Origin of the sequence: Humidesulfovibrio sp. (assembly GCF_031082295.1) — a bacterium.
Classification (GTDB): Bacteria; Desulfobacterota; Desulfovibrionia; order Desulfovibrionales; family Desulfovibrionaceae; genus Humidesulfovibrio.
Genome location: NZ_JAVHLD010000002.1, coordinates 1 through 20,903 on the forward strand (window position 1 = coordinate 1; position 20,903 = coordinate 20,903).

The 20,903-nt window shown below is 59.0% G+C and carries 14 protein-coding genes; 9 read left to right on the top strand and 5 right to left on the bottom strand.

All coding sequences use genetic code 11. From position 1 onward, the window contains the following. The first annotated feature begins 228 nt into the window (after nucleotides 1-228). The 5 genes from abc-f to RDU24_RS01450 all read left to right on the top strand — a co-directional run bounded on the left by abc-f (nucleotide 229) and on the right by RDU24_RS01450 (nucleotide 6,104). Nucleotides 229-2,193: a ribosomal protection-like ABC-F family protein gene (gene abc-f / locus RDU24_RS01430; RefSeq protein ID WP_308733941.1), complete on the top strand. Its 1,965-nt coding sequence runs from the start codon at nucleotides 229-231 to the stop codon at nucleotides 2,191-2,193. Between the two features lie 378 nt (nucleotides 2,194-2,571). Further along, nucleotides 2,572-3,297: a substrate-binding periplasmic protein gene (locus tag RDU24_RS01435; RefSeq protein ID WP_308733942.1), complete on the top strand. Its 726-nt coding sequence runs from the start codon at nucleotides 2,572-2,574 to the stop codon at nucleotides 3,295-3,297. Between the two features lie 126 nt (nucleotides 3,298-3,423). Continuing rightward, a complete protein-coding gene (locus RDU24_RS01440) occupies nucleotides 3,424-4,068 on the top strand; it encodes a carbonic anhydrase (protein ID WP_308733943.1) in 645 nt (214 codons plus the stop codon). A 63-nt stretch (nucleotides 4,069-4,131) separates the two neighbouring features. After that, nucleotides 4,132-5,010: a glycosyltransferase family 2 protein gene (locus tag RDU24_RS01445; RefSeq protein ID WP_308733944.1), complete on the top strand. Its 879-nt coding sequence runs from the start codon at nucleotides 4,132-4,134 to the stop codon at nucleotides 5,008-5,010. 110 nt (nucleotides 5,011-5,120) lie between these two features. Further along, nucleotides 5,121-6,104: an alpha/beta hydrolase gene (locus tag RDU24_RS01450; protein ID WP_308733945.1), complete on the top strand. Its 984-nt coding sequence runs from the start codon at nucleotides 5,121-5,123 to the stop codon at nucleotides 6,102-6,104. Between the two features lie 74 nt (nucleotides 6,105-6,178). On the opposite strand, the gene RDU24_RS01455 is transcribed toward RDU24_RS01450, so the two are convergent. Together RDU24_RS01455 and motA are read right to left on the bottom strand one after the other, a co-directional pair. After that, the gene (locus RDU24_RS01455) at nucleotides 6,179-6,955 is read right to left on the bottom strand and encodes an OmpA/MotB family protein (RefSeq protein WP_308733946.1); all 777 of its coding nucleotides are present in this window, start codon (nucleotides 6,953-6,955) and stop codon (nucleotides 6,179-6,181) included. After that, nucleotides 6,942-7,799: a flagellar motor stator protein MotA gene (motA, locus tag RDU24_RS01460; RefSeq protein WP_308733947.1), complete on the bottom strand. Its 858-nt coding sequence runs from the start codon at nucleotides 7,797-7,799 to the stop codon at nucleotides 6,942-6,944. Before motA ends, RDU24_RS01455 begins: the two co-directional genes overlap by 14 nt. A 276-nt stretch (nucleotides 7,800-8,075) precedes the next feature. Here motA and RDU24_RS01465 point away from each other — a divergent pair, with 276 nt between their 5' ends. The 3 genes from RDU24_RS01465 (at nucleotide 8,076) to RDU24_RS01475 (ending at nucleotide 10,891) form a co-directional block, all read left to right on the top strand. After that, entirely contained in the window at nucleotides 8,076-9,476 is a 1,401-nt protein-coding gene (locus RDU24_RS01465) for a DUF4139 domain-containing protein (protein ID WP_308733948.1), read from the top strand. Nucleotides 9,477-9,556: 80 nt separating this feature from the next. Then, nucleotides 9,557-10,468, top strand: coding sequence for a DMT family transporter (locus RDU24_RS01470; protein ID WP_308733949.1), 912 nt, complete (start codon nucleotides 9,557-9,559; stop codon nucleotides 10,466-10,468). A gap of 63 nt (nucleotides 10,469-10,531) precedes the next feature. Next, complete coding sequence (locus RDU24_RS01475; protein ID WP_308733950.1) at nucleotides 10,532-10,891, top strand: PilZ domain-containing protein; 360 nt, start codon at nucleotides 10,532-10,534, stop codon at nucleotides 10,889-10,891. 104 nt (nucleotides 10,892-10,995) lie between these two features. Here RDU24_RS01475 and RDU24_RS01480 read toward each other — a convergent pair whose 3' ends face one another. The 3 genes from RDU24_RS01480 to RDU24_RS01490 all read right to left on the bottom strand — a co-directional run bounded on the left by RDU24_RS01480 (nucleotide 10,996) and on the right by RDU24_RS01490 (nucleotide 19,595). Continuing rightward, the gene (locus RDU24_RS01480; RefSeq protein ID WP_308733951.1) at nucleotides 10,996-14,592 is read right to left on the bottom strand and encodes a PEP/pyruvate-binding domain-containing protein; all 3,597 of its coding nucleotides are present in this window, start codon (nucleotides 14,590-14,592) and stop codon (nucleotides 10,996-10,998) included. A gap of 343 nt (nucleotides 14,593-14,935) precedes the next feature. After that, nucleotides 14,936-18,640 carry a pyruvate carboxylase gene (locus RDU24_RS01485; protein ID WP_308733952.1) on the bottom strand — a complete coding sequence of 1,235 codons (3,705 nt, stop codon included), beginning with the start codon at nucleotides 18,638-18,640 and terminating at the stop codon, nucleotides 14,936-14,938. Between the two features lie 58 nt (nucleotides 18,641-18,698). Beyond that, nucleotides 18,699-19,595: a biotin--[acetyl-CoA-carboxylase] ligase gene (locus tag RDU24_RS01490; RefSeq protein WP_308733953.1), complete on the bottom strand. Its 897-nt coding sequence runs from the start codon at nucleotides 19,593-19,595 to the stop codon at nucleotides 18,699-18,701. 59 nt (nucleotides 19,596-19,654) lie between these two features. Between RDU24_RS01490 and RDU24_RS01495 the strand changes: the two genes are divergently transcribed. Beyond that, complete coding sequence (locus RDU24_RS01495; protein WP_308733954.1) at nucleotides 19,655-20,779, top strand: HD domain-containing protein; 1,125 nt, start codon at nucleotides 19,655-19,657, stop codon at nucleotides 20,777-20,779. Nucleotides 20,780-20,903 lie beyond the last annotated feature (124 nt).

Below are 20,903 nucleotides of genomic sequence, written 5' to 3' on the forward strand. Positions count from 1 at the left end.
ATTTCCGACCGGGCCAACATCTATCTTAACCTGCCCTCAAGGCATGCTCAGACATCAACACACTCATTGCGCCGACGATTGAGACGATACGACATTCCCAAGCGTTAGCGCAGGTTCGCTTCTCATACCAAGCGATCCGAATCCATCTCTTCATTCAAAAGCTCCTGCACGCCCTTCCCTCCTCCCATTGCCTTGACCCACAGCCTCAGCCAGCATAGGAAGCCCGGCATGGCACTCTTCAGCGTTAACAACCTCTCCATGAGTTTCGGCGGACCCAAGCTGCTCGACAGCATTTCCTTCCAAATCGAGCCTGGACAGCGCGTCTGCCTTGTGGGCCGCAACGGCGAAGGCAAGTCTACACTCCTGCGCCTGCTCTCAGGCGACCTGACTCCTGACAGCGGCGACATTGCGCGCTCTGTCGGATTGACGGTTGCTCGTCTCTCGCAGAAAGTGCCCGAGGAACTTACCGGCACGGTGTATGAGGTCGTCACCCAAGGGCTGGGTGAAGTCGGGCGTCACATTGCCGAACACCACAAGGCGCTGGAGAGCGGCGACATGGACCGACTGGCCGAGGCGCAAACCGCCCTGTCTGATGCCTGTGGCTGGGAAGCGCTGTCCGATGTGGACGCGGCCATTTCCCGCCTGGCCCTGAATCCGAACCAGAACTTCGAAGACCTCTCCGGAGGGCTCAAGCGCAGGGCGCTGCTGGCTCGGGCGCTGGTCGGCAACCCCGACGTTCTGCTGCTCGACGAGCCCACAAACCACCTGGACATCGACTCCATCGCCTGGCTGGAGGACTTCCTGCTGCGCCACGTGCGCACGCTCATCTTCATCACCCACGACCGCATGTTCCTGCGGCGCATCGCCACCCGCATCATCGAACTGGACCGTGGCAAGCTGGCAGACTGGTCCTGCGACTACGACACCTTCCTGGAACGCAAGGAAGCCCTGCTCGCCTCCGAGGAGAAGAGCTGGGCCGAGTTCGACAAGAAGCTCGCGCGGGAGGAAGTCTGGGTCCGCCAGGGCGTGAAGGCCAGGCGCACCAGGAACGAAGGCCGCGTGCGCGAGCTCAAGAAGCTGCGTGAAGAACGCGCCCGCCGGCGCGAGCGCACAGGCACCGCGACCATCATCGTGCAGGACGCAGAGCGTAGCGGCAAGCTGGTGGTGGAGGCCAAGGGCGTGTCCCACTACTGGGGCGATGGCCACCTTGCTGGCGCCACGCCTGTATTTAAGGACCTCGATCTTTCCATCATGCGCGGGGACAAGCTTGGGCTCATCGGTCCAAACGGCGCTGGCAAGACGACCCTCATACAGGTGCTTTTGGGCAGGATCAAACCCACAACCGGCATTGTGCGCCTGGGCACCAACCTCGAGGTGGCCTATTTCGACCAGCACCGCGAAGAGCTCGACCCCAACAAAAGCGTGCGGGAAAGCGTGGCCGAAGGCAGCGACCAGGTCACCATCAACGGCCATGTGCGCCACGTCATGGGCTACCTGAAGGACTTCCTCTTCTCGTCAGACCGCGCCAACAGCCCGGTCCGCGTGCTCTCCGGCGGGGAGCGCAACCGGCTGCTTCTGGCACGCCTGTTCACCCGGCCCTCCAATGTGCTGGTCATGGACGAGCCAACCAACGATCTGGACGCTGAAACCCTGGAGCTGCTTGAGGACCGCCTCATGGAGTATCCAGGCACCCTCATCCTGGTGAGCCACGATCGCGCGTTCCTGAACAACGTCGTCACGAGCACCCTTGTTTTCGAAGGGGATGGCGTTGTGGCTGAATACGTCGGCGGCTACGATGACTGGTTGCGGCAGAGGCCCGCGCCCACGGAGTCTTCAACGACCTACGCTTCGAGCAAACCCTTGCTGGTCAAGCAACCCGCGCAGGTTACGGCACCGACGTCACCAACGCCTTCTTCCACGTCAAAGCCGAGAAAGCTGAGCTTCAAGGAACAGCGCGAGAAAGAAGCATTGGCGACAGAACTGGCGGAATTTCCGGCGCGCATCGAAGCGCTTGAAACTGAAATCGCAAAGACCACTGAGCGACTGGCCGACCCCGAGCTCTACAAGAAGGCTCCCAAGGTCATGACTGCGACACGCAACGAACTTGTTGCCCTGGAAGAGGAGCTCGAACAGGCGTTCGCTCGCTGGGAGGAGGCTGAGGCCAGGCTGAACGAACTGAATGCGTCTGCTTGAATCTATCGAGCGACTCAAACATCCTTGACTTTGCATTCAGCTTAAAAGACGAAGTACCACACGCGCTGGCTTGCTGCATTTGTAGGCGCCACAGGGTTCAGCACTGAATGCGCTACGTTAATATCGTGAGCGCACAAACGTATCTCGGCAAGCCACATTCTTAGCACCTTATAAGTGCTGTGAAGTTTAATTACACCATGCGCTCTAATACTGTTTTCACCTCTGAAACAGAAACGACGTCATAACGGCACACCAGACAACCAACCAAGGTATTTCAGGACAGCACATAGTCCTTGCTCAAATTATTATTGACGCACCTCCCAAAAGTAGGTCATTAACATCTAATGCATCAAATGGATTACCACCCAAGGGATCGCTATGCGCACTTGTATATGCACGGTCATTATCGTCCTCTTCCTCTTCACAAATGCATCATTTGCTCAGACGCTGGTGCTCAACACCGATGATATATATCCGCGCTCAACGCCAGATGCCACCGGCTTTGAAGACTTGATCCTCAAAATGGCTTTCCGCAGCATCGGACTCGATATCAGAGTCGTTCTTCTGCCCTCGGAACGAGCCCTTATCAACGCTGACCAAGGCATCGACGACGGGAACTTTGCAAGGACAAGCGGAGTTGAGGACAAGTACCACAATCTTGTGATGGTCCCAGCCAAGATATGCGACTTCGCATTTACAGCCTTTGTTAAAAATCCTGACATAGTCATTAAAAAGTGGGAAGATCTTAAGCCCTACAATGTCGGGATGCTGAACGGCTGGCAATACCCTGAACGATACATGCCCAAAACAAAATCCTTACACAAGGTACGCGACGACAAGACGCTGTTCACGTTGCTCACGAATGACCGCGTTGACGTGATTATCCATGAGGATATCGCAGGATCCATGCTCATAAAGTCCATGGGCTTGACGGGAGTGAGAGCGCAAACACCGGCGCTGGGCAACCCAGACATGTACCTCTACCTCAACAAGAAGCACGCCGCTCTGGTTCCTCTGCTGTCCAAGGCGCTTAAGCAAATGGACGCGAATGGAACACGCCAGGCCATAATTGATCGCACATTAAAGCAGGCTGGCCTGCAATGATCAATTCTTGCCAGTCACTCCAGCCAGTGACGCATTGACTCCGCAACGATTTTCGGACAGATATGTTTTGGCGTTAGTTCACCACTAATGCCCTAAGCAGACATCACCCCGCTTCACAGGAACTCCATGAGCGAAATCGCCAAGTTCATTTTTGGATTCAAGCGTTTCCAGAAGGACTACTTCTGCGCTGATTCCACAGTTTTTTCTGATCTCAAGGAAGAGCAAAAGCCTCGCGCCCTGCTTATTGGCTGCTCCGACTCTCGCGTTGACCCTGCCCTGCTTACCGGTTGCGCACCTGGCGACCTCTTTGTGGTTCGTAACGTCGCCAACCTTGTGCCTCCCTGCGAAAACGACGGCGGGCACCACGGCGTCAGCGCTGCCGTTGAGTTTGCTGTGCGCTCCCTTGAGGTGGAGCACATCATCGTGCTTGGCCACTGCAACTGCGGCGGCATCAAGGCCTTGTTGCGCGAGGGCGGCGGTGGCCGAAGCGGCGCCTTCATCGACGCTTGGGTGGGCATCGCCGCCAAGGCGCGCGAGGAAGTCCTCACCAATCTGGCTGGCCAAGAACCACGGGTACAAGAACGCGCGTGTGAGCAGGCAGCCATCCTCATCTCGCTGGAGAACCTGTTGAGCTTCCCCTGGGTTCACGAGCGGGTCGAAGCTGGCAAATTATACTTGCACGGCTGGTACTTTGACTTCGAGAGTGGCGAACTCTTCAGCTATCTTCCGGAGACGCAGCAGTTCGAACTGCTGGTCCCTCGCTGCCCCTAACCCAACAGGAAAAAGGTTCCAGGTACGCTTCTTGCTCAGTCCATCCCGCAGACTGGAGGCAAGATGCAACGCCCACAGGTAAACATCACCGTCGTCACCCACAATCGGCTGGAGCTTACGCGCCGGACCATTGACTCGGTGCTTCGCAACACGCGAGAGCATTACGCCTTATGCGTTGTCGACAATGCCAGCACTGACGGCACACGAGCATTCCTTCGCGAACTGAAGGCACAGGGCAAGATCCAACATCTCATCATGTTTGAGAAAAACATGGGCGTCGCCTGCGCCTGCAACACGGGTTGGGCCGCTGCCGATGCCGACCACTTCCTCAAGCTCGATAACGACATCGAAGTGTTGCACATAGGCTGGCTCAAGAATCTGCTCCAATTCTTCACCCCAGGCTCAAGCATAGGCGCAGTAGCCTACAAGGTCATCCCAGACGATGCGATCCCGACCTTGCATATTGGGCCAACCGCCATCTTCGAGACGGAATTCTGCGGCGGAGCGTGCCTGCTCACCTCCCGCGAGATGCGTTTAGCATTGGGCAATTTTTGTGAAGACTATGGGGTGTACGGCGAGGAGGATTCCGACTTCGGAATTCGCGTCGGCCTGAGTGGACGCAAAAACATCTTTGTCGATGGCGCTGGTCATGTTCTGCACAATTGCGACAGCGACTATGACATGCAGATGCAACCAGTGAAATCTCGTATCGCCCGCAAGCGTAACATTGAACAGTTCCAGTCAAACGTCCACGCCTACGACACAGGACTACGCTCTTTGCACGTTGGGCGCAGATTCCTCCCGGTACAGAAAGGCGAACTCCATGCATGCACTCTCAGCCAATCATATAAACGAGAAGCGCTGGCCTGGAACAAATACCGGAAGGTTGTAAGCTACGCCACACGCGACATCATTTCCGAGCATCTCTCTCAAGCCATGTAGCAATCTACGCCTCTATCAGCCAGCCAAATACTGGACAAAGTCTTCCCATTGGGGCTAGATTCCAATGAGGCAGTGACAACTCTTGTGAATGATCCGCAAAGGAGCAGCACATGTTTTTCATCACCAACAGGCCGTTCGTCGAGGGCAACAAGTCCTCTGAAATGCGCAAGGTGAGTTTCGACCTGGACAACAACGAAGCCTCCCAGTCCGTATATTTCTGCTGGCGTGACGACAACAAGAAGGCTTACGTTGAGCTGGGCAACGAGAATTTCATGAAGGCCATGCGCAAGTCTCCTGCGCGCCAGATTCTGTTCTACATCCACGATTCAGCGCAGTTGCCCGAAGAACACATCTTCCCTTTGGCTGAAAAGCTCCAGGCACTGTTCGACGAACAAGACAAAGGCCTTGTTGATGTTGTGCCCATCATCTGGCCCTGTGACAACGGCTCGGGCATCCTCAAAGACTTCCACGAGGACCAGGTCGCCGCAGAGGCAAGCGGAATCGCCTTCGCCCGCGCTCTCGAGAAGTTTCTTGTCTGGCGCGAGTCCGTAAAGTCCAGCGACGCCCCCTGCCTCAAGCGCATGAGCGTTTTGGCCCACTCCATGGGCAACCGCGTGCTCCGGCAGGCACTGTTCTGCTGGTCTCGCTATCACCGCAAGAGCCAGGTTCCGCTGATGTTCCGCAACATCTTCATGCTAGCGGCCGATGTCTTCAACGAAGCACTCGAAAACAGCCGCGAAGGGCGTTTCATCTGCCACAGCACGCGAAACGTCATCGTCTACTACGCTACCGACGACCGCATTCTCGGCGCAGGCACTGTCGGCCCCCTCGGCGCTGATTCCGCCTCGCGCCGCCTCGGTCATACCGGCCCAGAGCATATCCACCTGACGCCCAAGAACGTCTTTTCCGTCGACTGCGACGACGTGAACAACAAGTACGACCGCCCCAGGGGGCATACCTACTTCCTGCATGACGAAAAGGGCGAACCGGGCAAGGTCTTCCTGCACATTTACGATGCCATGAAAAAGGGGCGCCTTGAAGGCCATGACGAGCACAGGAATCTCATAGTGGACTTGAACTTCCGTTCCTGCTGATCACCTGCCCCACCAGACAACAAAAAAGGCGCCCGGAAGGACGCCTTTTTACTGGTAAAACCAAGCCGTAGCAGCTACCAGGTCTCAGTCTCTGGGCTGTGGTAATAGAACTCCACCCTTCTGTTTGCCGAGCGACTTGCGTCGTCAAAAATCGGCACAAGCGGCCTTGAGTCGGCGTAGCCCGCCGCTCGCATGCGGGTTGCTGCAATGGCGCCATTGCCCTTGGCCAGAATGAAGCGCAGGCAGGCGGCGGCACGTGCGGCGGACAGCTCCCACTTGGAGGGGTAAAGGCCGCTGCCGTTTTCCGTATCGTCCGTATGGCCACGAATGACGAGATTGACCTTCTGGGACAGCATGATGTTGGTGACGCCTTCAAGCATTTTCGCAGCTTCCGGCTTGAGCACAGCCGAATTTGGCGCGAACATGACCGAGTTGTTCACCTGCATCAGCACACCGGCGTTGTCTGAACTGATGCCGGAGTTGTTCTGAAGGTCTTGGTCCTTGGCCAACAGCTCCTTCACCAGCAGGGCCACCTGGTACTTGAGCTGATCCTTTTCGGAAAGGTTCATCTCCGCTACGCCGACCTTGGCATCTTTTGGGATGAAGGTCGCCATGACGACCTGCTTGGTCACCTGGGTGGCGTCCTTCTTGACGTCCTTAAAGACGATGGACAGGGACTCCTTTTGTTGCGGCTTAAGCGCGGCGATGAGCCACATGAGCAGGAAGAAGGCCATCATGGCCGTGACGAAGTCAGCGTAGGCAACCTTCCAGCTGCCTCCGTGGTGGGCCGCGTGCCCCTCACCACCCTTCTTGATGATGATTATGTTCTGGCTGCCTTTACTTTTGGCCACCCTTCAGGGCTCCTTCCAGTTCTTCAAACGAGGGCCTGGCCTGGCCGGAAACGGCACGTCGCGCAGCCTCTACGGCGAGCATTGGCGGAAAGCCGCTGGCAAAACCGACAAGTCCAGACTTGACAACTTCAAGCATGGAGTGGGTTTCCTTCACTTGATATTCAAGATTCTGGGCCATGGGTCCGGCGAAGCCGTAGCACATGAGAATGCCCAGGAAGGTTCCGACCAGCGCCGCGCCGATGCTGTGTCCAAGCACCTCGGGGGGTTCATTGATCTTACCCATGGTGAGAACGACGCCAAGAACCGCGGCAACGATACCCAGGCCGGGCAGGGAGTCGGCGACCTTGTTGATAGCGTTTGGCGTGTTGGACTCATGCTTGTGGGAAGCCGACATGTCGATGTCCATGAGGGCTTCGAACTGATGCGGCTCGATGTTGCCAGCAAGAAGAACCTTGAAGTTGTCGCAGATGAAATCACGCACTTCGTGGTTCTTGAGCACTGACGGGAATTTTGTGAAAACAGCGCTTCCATCGGGCTTGTTCACATGCGACTCGATGGACACGATGCCGTCGCGGCGGGCCATGTTCATGAGCGTGTAGAGCACGCTCAGGATATCGAGAAAGGTCTGCTTGGAAGCTTCCGACGCAGTGAAGACTTTTAAAGCCTTTTTCATAGTCCCAAAAATGATGCTTTTCGGCGAGGCAATGAAAAATGATCCGACAGCGGCGCCGCCAATGATGAGCAGTTCGATGGGCTGGTAAAGCACGCCAAGGGGGCCGCCCTCAAGGACATAGCCCCCAACGACACAGCCCAGAACAATAAACACACCTATAATCGCAAACATACTGCTTGAATCTCCTCCTGGCAGCCTTCAGCGGGCGGCCTATCACGTCAACCTGCGCCATTGGCAGCAGACTCGACTGGGAATACTTATTGAATCAAGTTGTGCCCTCTTGTAAAGTACTCATTTGCAATATTCTCGTTACCAATGGGATTCTCAATAGTTATACTTTTTATAGACTCTTTCGACAGGCTCAGAAACCCGCTGGACAAACCCGCAAAACATGGTACGTATCCAATCAAAATCTTACATCTTTACTCGTCCATCCTGGAGGATGCCGTGAAATACCTTTTCCTGACCATTGCCGTTGTCGCTGCTCTCTCGACAAACATTTTTGCTCAGGAGCGGTCTTCAAAAGTTCGTCTTGTCGTACAACAAAACAACCAGGCTCTGGTAACCGAGATTCGTCATTTGACCCTGCCAAAGGGCGAAGGCAGCGTTCTTTTGACCGACCTGCCGGCCACCATAGAGGCGCACACGCTTCAGGTTGACTCCAAGTCCTCGCCTCGAGCTCTCACCATTCGTGATCTCAGTCTTGAAAACGACCTGCTGACACCGACCAACCTGTTGCGCAAACACCTTGGCAAAGAGGTCATGCTCATCCTGCCTGATGGCAAGAGCCGCGATGGCCGTGTTCAGAAGCAGGCCACTATCATGTCCACTGAGGAGGCGCCCGTGTTCCTTGTAGATGGCGCACTCTACGCTGGGCCATACGATGCGATCATCTATCCGGAGCACCCCAAGAGCCTTTCGGCACGTCCAAGAATCGTGATGAACGTCAACAACACCGGCCAGGTCAAGCAAGACATCGAGCTGAGTTACATCGCTCGCGAGATTTCCTGGCGAATGGACTACGTCCTGACAATGAACAAAGCATCCACAAGCGGCCAACTCACAGGCTGGGTGACCATCCAGAACCGTTCAGGCGCTGATTTCACAAAGGCAGAAGTCGAACTGTTGGCCGGAGAGCCGCGAAGCGTTCAACAGTTCACTCCAAGGACCTTGTTCGCGAACCAAGCAAAGTCGGCTGCGATTTCACTCGAGTCTTCAAGCACGCCGGAAGAACTCTTTGAGTACCACCTCTACCCCTTGAAGCGTCCAGTCACCCTGGCGAACCAGCAGTCCTCGCAGGTTCAGCTATTAGCTTCCGGCCGCCTGGACGTGAGCAAAAAACTGCTTGGGCACGCAAACGCCTTGCCATCTGGTCGCGACGTTGACCCCATCAAGGAACGGCTCGACACCATTATCTCTTTTCGGAACTCCGAGGTCATGGGTTTAGGGGTTCCGCTGCCCAAAGGCATCGTGAGAGCGTTTCAGTCAGAAGGCGGCAGCAAGCATTTTCTTGGTGAAGCGCCTATAGACCCCGCCCCCGCAGGCGAAATGGTAGATCTTCGCCTTGGGCAGGCGTTTGACGTCACAGTTGAACGAGTGGCCATGGAGTTCGAAAAGACCGGCAAGAACAGCTACAGGTGCTCCTGGGAGCTGCGGGTTAAAAACGCCAAGAAACAGAAGCAGCGGGTGGTTCTGCAGGAACTGATACCTGGCAACTGGAAGGTTCAAGATTCCACGCAGAAATGGACGAAGCGTTCTTCCGGAGTTCTGGAATTTGCGTTGGATGTGCCAGCGCAAACAGCACAGGAGCCGCTTGTCATCAAGTACACCTTCACGACGGATCTTTAGCGGCGTCCTTCTGACGCTGAACTTGCTCTGTGTCCTCACATCGCGTAGCACACTGCCCACGAGTATAGGAGTGTGCAGTAGTGGGACACGGCTCTAAAGGCTTCATTTATGCCGCGCTCAGCGCTTGCTGCTTCGGCATGCTGGCGGTGCTGGGAAAGCTTGCCATGACTCACGGCCTGGAGGCCGCTGAGATCCTGCAGTACCGCTTCGGATTCGCAGGCCTGATGCTGCTTGCCTATTTTGGGCTCACGGACCGTTCTGTTCTTCGCGCACGGCCCAAGACCCTGCTCAAGGCGGCCTTTCTCGGCATCGGCCTGTACCCGGTGCAAAGCTTCTGCTTCATGTCCTCACTCAAGTACATCCCCGCAGCCACGACCTCACTCATCCTCTACTTCTACCCGGTGGCGGTGACGCTTCTTTCCGCCCTACTCTTCAAAACCCGGCTGGATCGCCTCGTTGCCATTTCGCTGGCCCTGCTGGTTGCCGGGTGCGGGCTTGTGTTTTTCGATGCCTTCCTGCGCAGCATCAGCCAGACAGGGCTGACTCTCGCCGTCGCTTCGATGCTGATCTTCTCGCTGTATCTTCTTTGCCTGGAATACCTGCTTGTCGGAGAGAACCCGCGCACCATCTCCGTGTACGTTGTTGTCGCCACCGCCCTTGTCTACACGACGATGGCCCCGCCGACTCGTTTTCCCGACCTCGACATGTTCACCAAAGCACTGACCATCCTGCTCGGCCTCGTACCGACAGCCCTGGCAGTGACCCTCTTGTACCGCGCGGTTGAGCTTGTGGGCAGCGCCAAGGCCTCAATCTGCTCCACCCTTGAACCCATCACAACGGTGCTCGCCTCTGCCTTGATTCTGGGCGAAGCCATCGTTCCGATACAGGTTGCTGGCATGGCGCTGATCCTTGCCGGGATCGCGCTTCCGAACCTCAAGGTTCTGAGTCTGGCCAAGCAGCCGGACAAGCCGACACAAACCCCCAACCCTTGACGCCCCAACACCTTCAACATACATTTTTCGGTAGAGCATACCGACTCCACCAAGGGGCACCCCATGGAAGAAAACCGCCGTCGCCGCAGCAGGGTAAACACGCATATTATTGCGCAATACCTCCAGAAAGGCAGCACTGTGTTCCAGCTCAGCACTGAGAATATCAGCCTGAAGGGAATGTTGGCCAAGCCTCAGCCCGGCATTTCCACTGGCGAGGTTGGCGTCATTCGCATCGAACTTTCAAGCGAGGCCAGCATTGAAATCGAGTGCGAGATCATTCGAAGCGATACCACAGGCGTCGCCATAGACTTCAAGCCCATGGACGAAGACAGCTTCTTTCATCTGCGCAACCTGGTGCGCTACAATGCGCCAGATGCCGACCAAATCGACGACGAGCTCAAGTTCCCCGCCTTTGAGGACTAAGCGTTTCCTTGCCAAACAAGAAGCGGCGGCCCGTCTCCAGGCCGCCGCTTTATTACTGTTGCTCGTCTAGCGCCGCTAGCGCGTTGTCGCCAACGGCACCATTGCTACCACTGCATAGACCGCTTCACGGCCATGGCCTTGGCCTGCTCGTCGTAGGTGGCGAAGCCGGCGTGGTGCATGGCGTCTTCTACAGTGTATGTCCAGTTCCAGCTGGAATAGATCACGGGCTTGTGGAAGGTGGAACGGAAGTGCTCCATCTCCTGGCGGTAGAAGGCTTCCTTGGGGCTCTCGATATTGTCGCGCAGCTGCTCGCTGAAACGGTCAAGCTCGCCCTCGTACCATTCCATGATGTCCTCGGCGGTGTTGTAGCGCTTGAGGATGTGGCCGTAGCCGTGCTCGTCGAGTAGCATGCGAAGGCGGGCGAAGTGCTGCTCCTTCAGCCATGCGCCGAGTTCGGACACAGGGATGTTCAGGGCTTCGACCTCGGCCATCTGGACCTTGGTCTTACGGTAGGTGTCGGGCACGACCGATGCGGAGTCGATGCCGGCGATGGCCACCAGGCCGCGCAGGATCTCGCTGTTGGACACGCCCTGGCCGCAGAAGCCGACCTTCTTCACGTACTTCTGACCCGCGAAGATGGTCACCAGGATGGCCCAAACGACAGCGGGATCTTCCTCGTCGTAGATGTGCTGCAGGCGGGGATTGTCGCGGTCGGTGGCCAGCACCATCTGGGTCATGTCGTTGGAGCCGATGGAGAAGCCGTCGACCTCCTGCAGGAACTCCTTGCAAAGAATGGCGTTGCTGGGAATTTCCGCCATAAGGATGAGCTTGACCCCGTCCTTGCCGGACTCGATGTTGTGCACCTGCTTCAGGTAGCGCTTCATGCTGCGCGCCTCTTCAAGGGTGCGCACGAAGGGCAGCATGATCTGCAGGTTCTTGCCGCCGAAGATGCCGCGCGCCAGCTTGAAGGCCTCAAGCTCCCAGTCGTGGATGTTGCGCGACACGCCGCGGAAGCCCAGCATGGGGTTGTCTTCGTCGTGCTCGAACAGCAGCCCGCCCAGGAGGTTGCGGTACTCATTGGTCTTGAAGTCCGTGGTGCGGTAGACGATGTTCTTGCCGTAGAAGGCCATGGCGAACAGGGCCAGGCCCTGGGCCAGAGTCTGGATGTAGTGCTCCTTGCCGGTGCGGAACCCGCGCGATTCAAGCAGCTTGCGGATGCGCTCCGGCAGGGTGCGCACCTCGTCCATTTCGGTCTTGAGGCCCATCTTGAGGGCCACTTCCTCGCGCAGGGCGGCGATGCGATCCAGCACCTCGACCACGCCCGGCTCGTCCTTGATGCGCGCGGCGATCTTCTCGATCTCGCGCTCGTGGTCCTGCTTGGTCTTCTGGGCGTCGGCGTAGTTCTCGTTGATGTTGTCGACGACATCGGTGTAGCCCATGATGACGGCGATATGCTTCTTCAGGGAAACCGAGGTCTTGAGGGTCTCCAGGCGCTCGGTGGCGAAGCCGATGTGCTCGTCGAGCTTCTTGTCCAGCTCGCGCAGGCGGCGGTGCAAGGCAAGCACCTCGTCGGTACCCTTTGTGTTTTCGCGCTCGGAGAGGGCAGCGAGCTCCTTGCCCAGACCGGTGACGAGGCCGACGTAGTCGCGCAGCTTGATGCGCATGTTGATGAGGCCGGAAGACAACTGCTCCTTCATGACCTTGGACAGGATGCCGTCCAGTTCACGCAGCTTGGCATCAACCAGGGAGTTCAGCACGCCCCGGTCATAGGCCTCAAGGGCCAGCGGATGTACGCTGATGTTGCCGAGCATGAACTCGGCGCGCAGGAGGCCGACCTCAAAGTCGGGCACATGGCGCAGGCGCGACAGGAACAGCGACTGGCCGATGTCCGCCAGGATCAGGCCGACTTTGGTCTTGGTGGCCGGAAGCTTGCTCACGTCGATTTCGCCGCCAACGTCCACCAGGGGCAACAGGCCCCGGTACACGCGACCGCGCGAGCCGTCTACCGTGATCTCCTGCCCGTCGAGAGAGCGGATGACCTCCAGGCGCTGCAGGCCGATGACGGCCGGAATGCCCAGTTCGCGCGAGGTGATGGCGGCGTGGCTGGTGTCGCCGCCAACATCGGCCAGAATGGCGCTGGCGATGCGCATTCCCGGCACCATGTCCGGGTCGGTGCGCTCTGCGGCCAGGATGTCACCCTTGTTGACCTTGTTGAGTTCAAGGGCGGAACGCAGGAACTTCACGGTGCCCTGCCCGGCCCCGCGCGAGGCGCCGTTGCCTTCAAGGATCAACTCGGCGTCGTTCAGGGCCTTGGGGTCCACTTCCTTGCGCCGCATGAAAATGGTGTGCGGGTGCTGGTCGAAGTCGTCGTTCCAGCGGGTCTCGGGCCGGGCCTGAACGAACCACAGACGGTCGGCGGAGTCGATGCAGAACTCGGTATCCATGATCATGCCGCCATAAGCCTTGGAGATGCCGCGAACGCCGCGGGCGACCTCCTCTGCCTGGGCAAGCGAGAGAGCCCAGCGAAACACCTCGTTCTCGTCAACATGCACGTCTTTGGTGCCGCCAAGATCCTCGTCGTAGACGATCTTCTTGTCCTTGCAGCCCATGTAGCGGACCACGACCTCGCTGCCGTCGTCACGCTGGAAGACGTAGAACTTGTCGGGGGTGACCATGCCGCCCACAACTGCCTCGCCGAGGCCGTAGCTGGCGTCGATGGAAACAAGATCGTTGCGGTCGGTGCCACGGCAGCCGGTGGCCGTGTCTGCGCTGAAGGCCGTGCCGGAAATGAGCGGGTTGATCATGCGCATGATGCACACCGAGAGGGAGGTGTTCTCGATGGCCCATTCCTTCTTGGCCGTTTCGGCGATGGTGTCGTCGCCGGTCTGCTCGGCCTTGTGCACCGCGTCGAGGATGGCTTCGCGGCGGTAGGTCATGCTGCGCAGATTGTAGGCAGAGGCACAATCCCAGTGGTAGGCCTCGACGCAACGGTCTTCGCCCACGATGTTCAGGTAGGTGTCCTGCAGGCCGGCAAAGGCCTTCTTGCGGCTGTCCTCGCCCGCGGCTGAGGAGCGCACGGCCATGGGCTCGTTCTCCAGGCCGGCATCGGCGCAGATGTCGAGATAGGCGCGGCGGACGGAATCAACGACCTCCTGAGGGGGGTCGACCGAAAGAATGGCCGCCTGGACGAGGACAGAACGCTTGCGCAGCTGGTCGATGCCCTCCGGCGAGGTGGCGAAGCCCTCGACAACATTGTTCACGAAGGTACGCAGCTTGATGAGCGTGCCGGAATTGCGGACCAGCTCTTCCCTGATGCGCTTGGAGATGCGGCGGGTGAACTTGCGAAGGAATTCAACGTCGCGGTTGACCTCGTCGTCGTTCCAGTCTGTGGCGTTGTATTCCTTGTCCACGATGGAGCGCACAAGAGCCGCGTTGACCTTGGTCTCATCAAGCAACATGTGGAAAGCGTTGGAGGAAATGGCTCTGAATTGCGGGGCGCGGATGCCGGGAACCTGGCTGATGATGGCGGTGTTGTAGTTCTTTCCGCCGACAATCAGCTCGGCGTCAGGTCCAATCTGGACGATGTCGGCGCCAGTGAGGACGATTTTCTTTGTGAGATCGGTCGCTGCGGCAGGCTTGGACTTGGACTCGGCTCCAGCGCCTTCGGGCTTTTCGCCCTGTTCCTTCTTGCTCTTGGCCATGCTCTCCTCCTTGGCATCTTGGGGCATCGGGGCCGTATGGCCGCATCAGAGGACACAAATGCGTCCATCCCTGTGCACGAGCCTCTCGTGGAAGTGGGATGAGGACGCGGTTCGTCTTCTCGTTCGAACTGCGATACACCGTTTGCCGACTCTACGTCAATTGTACATACAACAACAGTCGCAGATAATCGAGAAGGCCTTGATGCGTGGGGTTTTTGGCAGGAATGAGAGGGTCAAAGAAACGCAGCAGAAAGGGACAGACTCAAGAAAAGAGTCGCGGACAACCTCCGGCTGCGCGTCAATTGCACATACAAGCAACTAGACGCGCAGCCGGAGGAGCGACCTAGATCTTTTGGCCGCAGCCGGGGCAGAACTTGAAGTCCGCGCTACCGACAGGAGCTTTGCAGGTGGGGCAGCAGCTCTCAACCGGGCCAAGCTCCACAAGAAGCTCGCCTTCCTTAACAGGTACCATGATCTTGTCTTCCTGGTAGTTGGCGTTCTTGAGCACGCGCTTGACCATGCCGGCCGTGGCCGCGTAGACGCTCTTCTCCTGCTTCATGATGGAGATGTTGCAGATCTCCTCGCCAAGCTTGACGTGATCGCCCACGCGAACATGCATGACCCAGAGGTCACCGTTCGAAGGCGAGGCGATGTGGTACTCGTTCTTCAGGTCGGCCATCTCCACGGCATCGCGCTCGGAGGCGGCTCCTTCACGCACCTTCACCTGATAGCTCACGCTCTCGTTGTCCACCGTGTAGCGCACCGTGCAGATGCCCTGCTCGTCCGGCTCGGAGATGTCATGGATCTGCATGACGTGCGGCTTGCCGGAAGCGCTCTGGAAGAGCAGCTTCTCGTTCTTCTCAAGCCCCTCGAACCAGACATCGACGGGCAGGTTGTTGGCATCGCCGAAGTTCTCGCAGAACTCGATGGTCTTGAGCGCATCGCCAGGGTGGTTCAGGTAGAGCACGAACTCTTCGGGCGTCGGCTTGCGGCCAAGGCGCACTGCCAAGGCCTGCTCCTCGGCGGCGAGGTCCATGTCGGCCAGGGTCTCGAGCGGGGAGGCCTCGGTGCGGCAGGCGACGGCGTCCTGCCAGTCGTTGCCGAAGGCGCTCTGGTAGACCCAGTCGGCAGGGAAGCCCAGAGGCAACTTGCCGTACTTGCCGAGCAGCAGATTGCGGAAGGCGTCGTTGCTGTCGCGATAGAGGTCGAGGCGCGCCTCGCACTCATGAGCGGTGAGGTCGGCCTCGGGCGCCAGGTTCACGATATCCAGAATGTTCAGCAGACGACGCACCTCGCGCTCGCCGCCGCGCTTGTACGCGCCGGTGACAGCCAGAAACGCCGTGTTCCAGGTGATCTGGGAACCGGGGGTGACGTCGTGGTAGCGCACGATCTTGCGCGTTCCGGCCAGGAACTTCAGCATGTAGGGCAGGAGGTGGATGTAGCCCTGCTTCATGGCCCCTTCCTGCGAAGAGGAGGTGGCCCCGCCGGGCATGCCGTGCATGACAACGTCGTGGTCGATGCCCTGGAAGTACGGCGCGCAGTAGCGGTCATAGTACGGCATGATCTGCTTGAGGGTGAAGTTGGTGGAGCGGATCATCTCCTTGTCGATCACGGTCGACAGCCCCATCTCCTCCTCAATGTACGCGCAGGTGGAGAGCACGTCGCCCTGTCCGTACCAGCGCACGGAGGAGCCGATGGCTGTATCGACGATGTGCGCGCCAGCGCTCGCGGCAGCGCCCATGGTGGGCACGAAAAGGCCGTCCGTGTAGTGGCGGTGGCTGTGGATGACCAGATCCGGGTACTTCTTGACCAGCGCCTGGATGAGCTCGCGCATGAAACGCGGCGGGCAAACCCCTGCCATGTCCTTGAGCCCCAAGGTGATGGACTGGCTGGCCATTTTCTTGGAGACGCCCAGCACGTCCGCGCACATGGCAAGGATGTTCTCAGTGACGCCCAGGTAGTGATCCACGTCAAAGCCCTTGGCCCAGGACAGGGACAAGGCGGGCTCGAAGATGTGCTTCTTGGATTCGAGGACCACTTCCGCGAACGGACGCATGTTTTCAACATGATTCAGGAAGTCAAAGCAGCGGATGACGTCGTAGTGCTCGCAGATCATCTCGCCGGTGAGGCGCATCAGGTTCTTTGGTTGCGGCTTGTAGCCCAGAACGTTGGTGGAGCGGATGAGGATCTGCTTCAGCGTCGTGGGCGCGAACTGGTTCCACTCCTTGGCCTCGGTGAAGGGGTAGGTCATGTTGGCCAGCATGGCCACGTGGAAGTGCGCGCCTCCGCCATTCTCCAGGGAGAAGAATCCGCAGCGGTCCAGGTAGGGGCCGATGATGCGGTCTTCGGCCAGGCGGAAACGGTTTCCGGAATTGCTCTGTGTGATGTCGCGTGTGGTGGTGTCGCTGAAATGGACGATGCCCTTGGAGCGGTCCTCGCGCAGCGCATCCAGAATGGAATCACGGCTCATGCTGCGGGTGATGCGCGGCTCAAAGGCGGCGTCAGAGGTCTCCGGCGCCTTGACCAGCTGGAAGCGGCCCACACGCTTGTCGGCGCGGCCACGGTACTCTCCCAGGGACACATACGGGTTGTAGCCCTTTGCCGAAATCTCGGCCACCAGGCGCGTCAGGCGCACGCGCTCCGGCTCCTGGTCCGAGTAGGACATGAGCTCGGCCTTTTTCAGGCGAACGAAGTTGGTGTCGTAGTAGCCGGAAACGAAGTCCGGGTGCTTGATGACCTGGCGGTGGAAGTTGATGGTGGTTTTGACACCGCTAATCATGTACTCGCGCAGGGCGCGGCGCATGAGCATGACGGTCTTGTCCCAGCTGCTGCCGTACGTGATGAGGAGCGCGGCGGCGGAGTCGTAGCGAGAGGGGAAGCGGTAGCCCGCGCAAATGCAGGAGTCGATGCGCACGCCCTGGCCGCCGGGAGAAACGTAGCGGGTGATGGTGCCTGCGTTGGGCGAGAAATTGTCCTGCGGGTCCTCGCAATTCACGCGCACCTGCATGGCGTGCAGGTAGGGCTTGGTGTTCTTCTCGTTGAAGCGCAACTTGGAGCCGAAGGCGATGGCGATCTGCTCCTCAACCAGGTCAATGCCGTAGCGGCATTCGGTGATGCCGTGCTCCACCTGGAGGCGCGTGTTGACCTCGATGAGGTAGGGGCGTCCGTCCTTGTCGACGAGGAACTCCACCGTGGCCAGGGAATGGTAGCCGCACGCCTTGATGAGCTTCTCAGAGTAGCCCTTGAGCTCCTTGCGCAGCTCCGGCGTGAAGACCGGCCAGGGCGAAGGGGTGATCTCAATGAGCTTCTGGTGGTTGCGCTGCACGGAGCAGTCGCGCTCGTCGAAGACGAAGACGTTGCCGTACATGTCGGCCACGGTCTGAAATTCAATGTGGCGCACCGAGGTGAGCAGCTTTTCCACGTAGAGGCGCGGATTGCCGAAGCTTGCCTTGGCCAGGGCCGAAGCCTTGGTGAAGGCGCTCTCAAGCTGGGATTCCTCGTAGACCTCGTAGATGCCGCGACCGCCGCCGCCGCCCTCGGCCTTGAGCATGATCGGGAAGCCGATCTCCTTGGCGATGCGGCGTGCCTCGGGGATGCTGACGGCCTCGGGGGAGCCGGGCACCACGGGTACGCCAATCTCCTCGGCCAGTTTGCGCACGGCCACCTTGTTGCCAAGAAGACGCATCGGCCCCTGGTTCGGCCCGATGAAGATGATGCCCGCTTCCTCGCATTTCTTGGGGAAGGAGTCGTCCTCGCTGCCGAAGCCCCAGCCGGGGTGGATGGCGACAATGCCGCGATCCTTGGCCATTTTGATGACGCGGTCCAGATCGAGATAGGCGCGGGGGTCCTCGCCAAGCAGGAGCAGCTCGTGGGCGCCGGTAGTGGCCGGGGAAGTCTTGTCGACATCGGTCGCGGTCATGACGGCCACGGCCTCAAACATTTCGGTAATGGAGCGGCAGATGCGACGTGCCGGGATGCCCCGATTGGCCACCAGGATTGGCTTGCCCTTGACGATTTCCAGAACCTGCTCAAATGACTTCGGCTTCATGCGAAAGCGTTCCCCCTTATATCAAACTTGTCGCCCGCCAAACCCAAAACGCCAGGGATCAGAGAGGCGTCACATCGCCGGCAAGGAGACGTATTTCCCTGCCCTCACTATCGAGAACCAGTTCACCAATTCCGGAGACACCCATCACCCTCGCCTCGTACCGAACGCCTGCGCCTTCGGTCACAAGGACACGACGACCGACCCAGGCAAGCCTGGACCGGAAGATCGTCAGAAAATCACTGGGAGTGAATGTCTCAAGTAGAGTTGTGTAACCCGTTTCCATCCGATTTACAAGCATCCGCCACAGCCCGAGGACGCCAGGAATGTGCTGGAGGCCCGGAAACTGCGCTGCCGCAACGCAATGCCCGTCACGCAGGTCCGACTCGCCAGGAGCCCATGCCACGTTCAGTCCAAGCCCAGCGAGAATGCAGCCAGGCCGCTCCTCGACGAGGATTCCACCTATCTTCTTGTCATCCAACAGAAGATCATTCGGCCATTTCACGCGGACAGGCCCGCAAACGTCCTCCAAAGCCTCCGCAAGCAGATGGCCGAGCACGAGAGGGCGTAGGTCGTTCCAAAGCCCCTGCGCAGGCGGGCAGACTAGTGTCGCCAGCACGTTGCCAGGCGCCGAGAGCCAGTTCCGGCGGAGCTGCCCGCGCCCAAGCGTCTGCACCGGCGCGATGACGCTGCCGAAAACGCCCAGGCAGCCGCGCGACACCAGTTCACGGGCCACGTCCATGGTCGACGAGCAGGGGCCGCACACGACCACCGCAGAGCCCGGCGGCGCATCTGCGCGCAACGTCCTGTCATCGCAATGGTTCCAGGGGGCAAAAGTCTGCATATCCGACGCCCAAAGCGGATGAAACGACGCCAGCGAGTCCGGCGATATGGGGTCAGCCAGACCGGGTAGGCCTTCGGCTAGCAGGCGCACGCCGGAAGCGTCTGACTCAGGCACTGGATGCTCCACGAGAGACGCCTTCTTTCCTTCCAGGCCGCAAGGTGCTATGTTGACGCATGAAAATTCTCCTGGTGGGCGGGGCCGTCCGCAACAAACTCCTTGGACTTCCCGTCAGAGACAGGGATTATCTTGTCCTTGAGGCCACTGTCGAGGACTTCTTGGCCACTCATCCCGGGGCCAAGCCCGTCGGCAAGTCGTTCCCGGTCTTCATATATAACGGCGAGGAGTACAGCTTTCCTCGCGGCGCTGGCCTTGATGAAGATTTTGTCCGCCGCGATTTCACCATCAACGCCATTGCAGAGGATGAAGACGGCACGCTCCACCACCATCCGCTGGCCCTGGAAGACATAAATAACCGCCTGCTGCGTCCGGCCTCGGAGCATTCCCTGTCCGACGACCCCTTGCGGGCGTATCGTGCCGCGAGGTTCCTGGCGGAACTACCAGGGTTCACCCCGCACAAGGACCTTGTCGTGGCCATGCGGCAGGCCGCAGACCTCGGCACTCTCGGGACGCCTTTTGCCGAGCGTGTCGGCCAAGAGACGCTCAAATCCTGCGCCAGCGCTCGTCCCGGAGAATTCCTGCGACTGCTGGACCAGGGGCGCTGCCTGGCGCCGTGGTTCTCTGAACTTGCCAGCGCCTCGGACATTCCGGCGGGACCGCCCAAGTTCCATGACAGCTCCCTGCTTGAGCACACGGCGCAGGTCATGGACAAGCTCGCCGGAGACGGCATGACCGTGTGGATGGGCCTGTGCCATGACCTTGGCAAAGCGACCACTCCTGCGTCGGAATTACCGCGACACATCGGTCACGAAACGCGCGGCGAAGCCCTGGCCAAGGCTCTTGGGGAACGCCTGCGGCTGCCCACTCGCATGGTCAACGCAGGGGCCGACGCTGCCCGCTGGCACATGCTGGCCGGAAACTACCCTGAACTGCGCGAGGCGACCCGCGTAGACCTGCTGTTCCGGCTCAAGAGCCGCGGCGTGCTGCGTGAATTGTTCAGGCTTGTTCAGGCGGACAAGGATCAGGACCACCTGCCAGAGGCCCAGGCCGATCTTGATGCGGCGCTTGCCGTCTGCTTGCCGCCTGAGGCACGCGACCAGGGCGAAGCCTCCGGCGACCTCCTGCGTTCCTTGCGCATCAAGGCATTGCGCTCTGCAAAGAAGGCTGTTGGCCGCACCTGATTACCAATGCCTTGCACGGAGCGTAACACTATTTTTCACTTCGTGAGACTTTTTTGTTGACGCGAATCAGACCCGTGTGCATAAAGAACTGGCCTGGACGTCCAAGAGCTCGTTTTCTGGAGGA

What these genes read in the sequence shown, in the direction of transcription:
- motA (WP_308733947.1), bottom strand. Translation starts at nt 7,799, where the DNA reads ATGTTTGCGATTATAGGTGTGTTTATTGTTCTGGGCTGTGTCGTTGGG.
- RDU24_RS01445 (WP_308733944.1), top strand. Translation starts at nt 4,132, where the DNA reads ATGCAACGCCCACAGGTAAACATCACCGTCGTCACCCACAATCGGCTG.
- RDU24_RS01475 (WP_308733950.1), top strand. Translation starts at nt 10,532, where the DNA reads ATGGAAGAAAACCGCCGTCGCCGCAGCAGGGTAAACACGCATATTATT.
- RDU24_RS01495 (WP_308733954.1), top strand. Translation starts at nt 19,655, where the DNA reads ATGAAAATTCTCCTGGTGGGCGGGGCCGTCCGCAACAAACTCCTTGGA.
- abc-f (WP_308733941.1), top strand. Translation starts at nt 229, where the DNA reads ATGGCACTCTTCAGCGTTAACAACCTCTCCATGAGTTTCGGCGGACCC.
- RDU24_RS01485 (WP_308733952.1), bottom strand. Translation starts at nt 18,640, where the DNA reads ATGAAGCCGAAGTCATTTGAGCAGGTTCTGGAAATCGTCAAGGGCAAG.
- RDU24_RS01435 (WP_308733942.1), top strand. Translation starts at nt 2,572, where the DNA reads ATGCGCACTTGTATATGCACGGTCATTATCGTCCTCTTCCTCTTCACA.
- RDU24_RS01480 (WP_308733951.1), bottom strand. Translation starts at nt 14,592, where the DNA reads ATGGCCAAGAGCAAGAAGGAACAGGGCGAAAAGCCCGAAGGCGCTGGA.
- RDU24_RS01450 (WP_308733945.1), top strand. Translation starts at nt 5,121, where the DNA reads ATGTTTTTCATCACCAACAGGCCGTTCGTCGAGGGCAACAAGTCCTCT.
- RDU24_RS01440 (WP_308733943.1), top strand. Translation starts at nt 3,424, where the DNA reads ATGAGCGAAATCGCCAAGTTCATTTTTGGATTCAAGCGTTTCCAGAAG.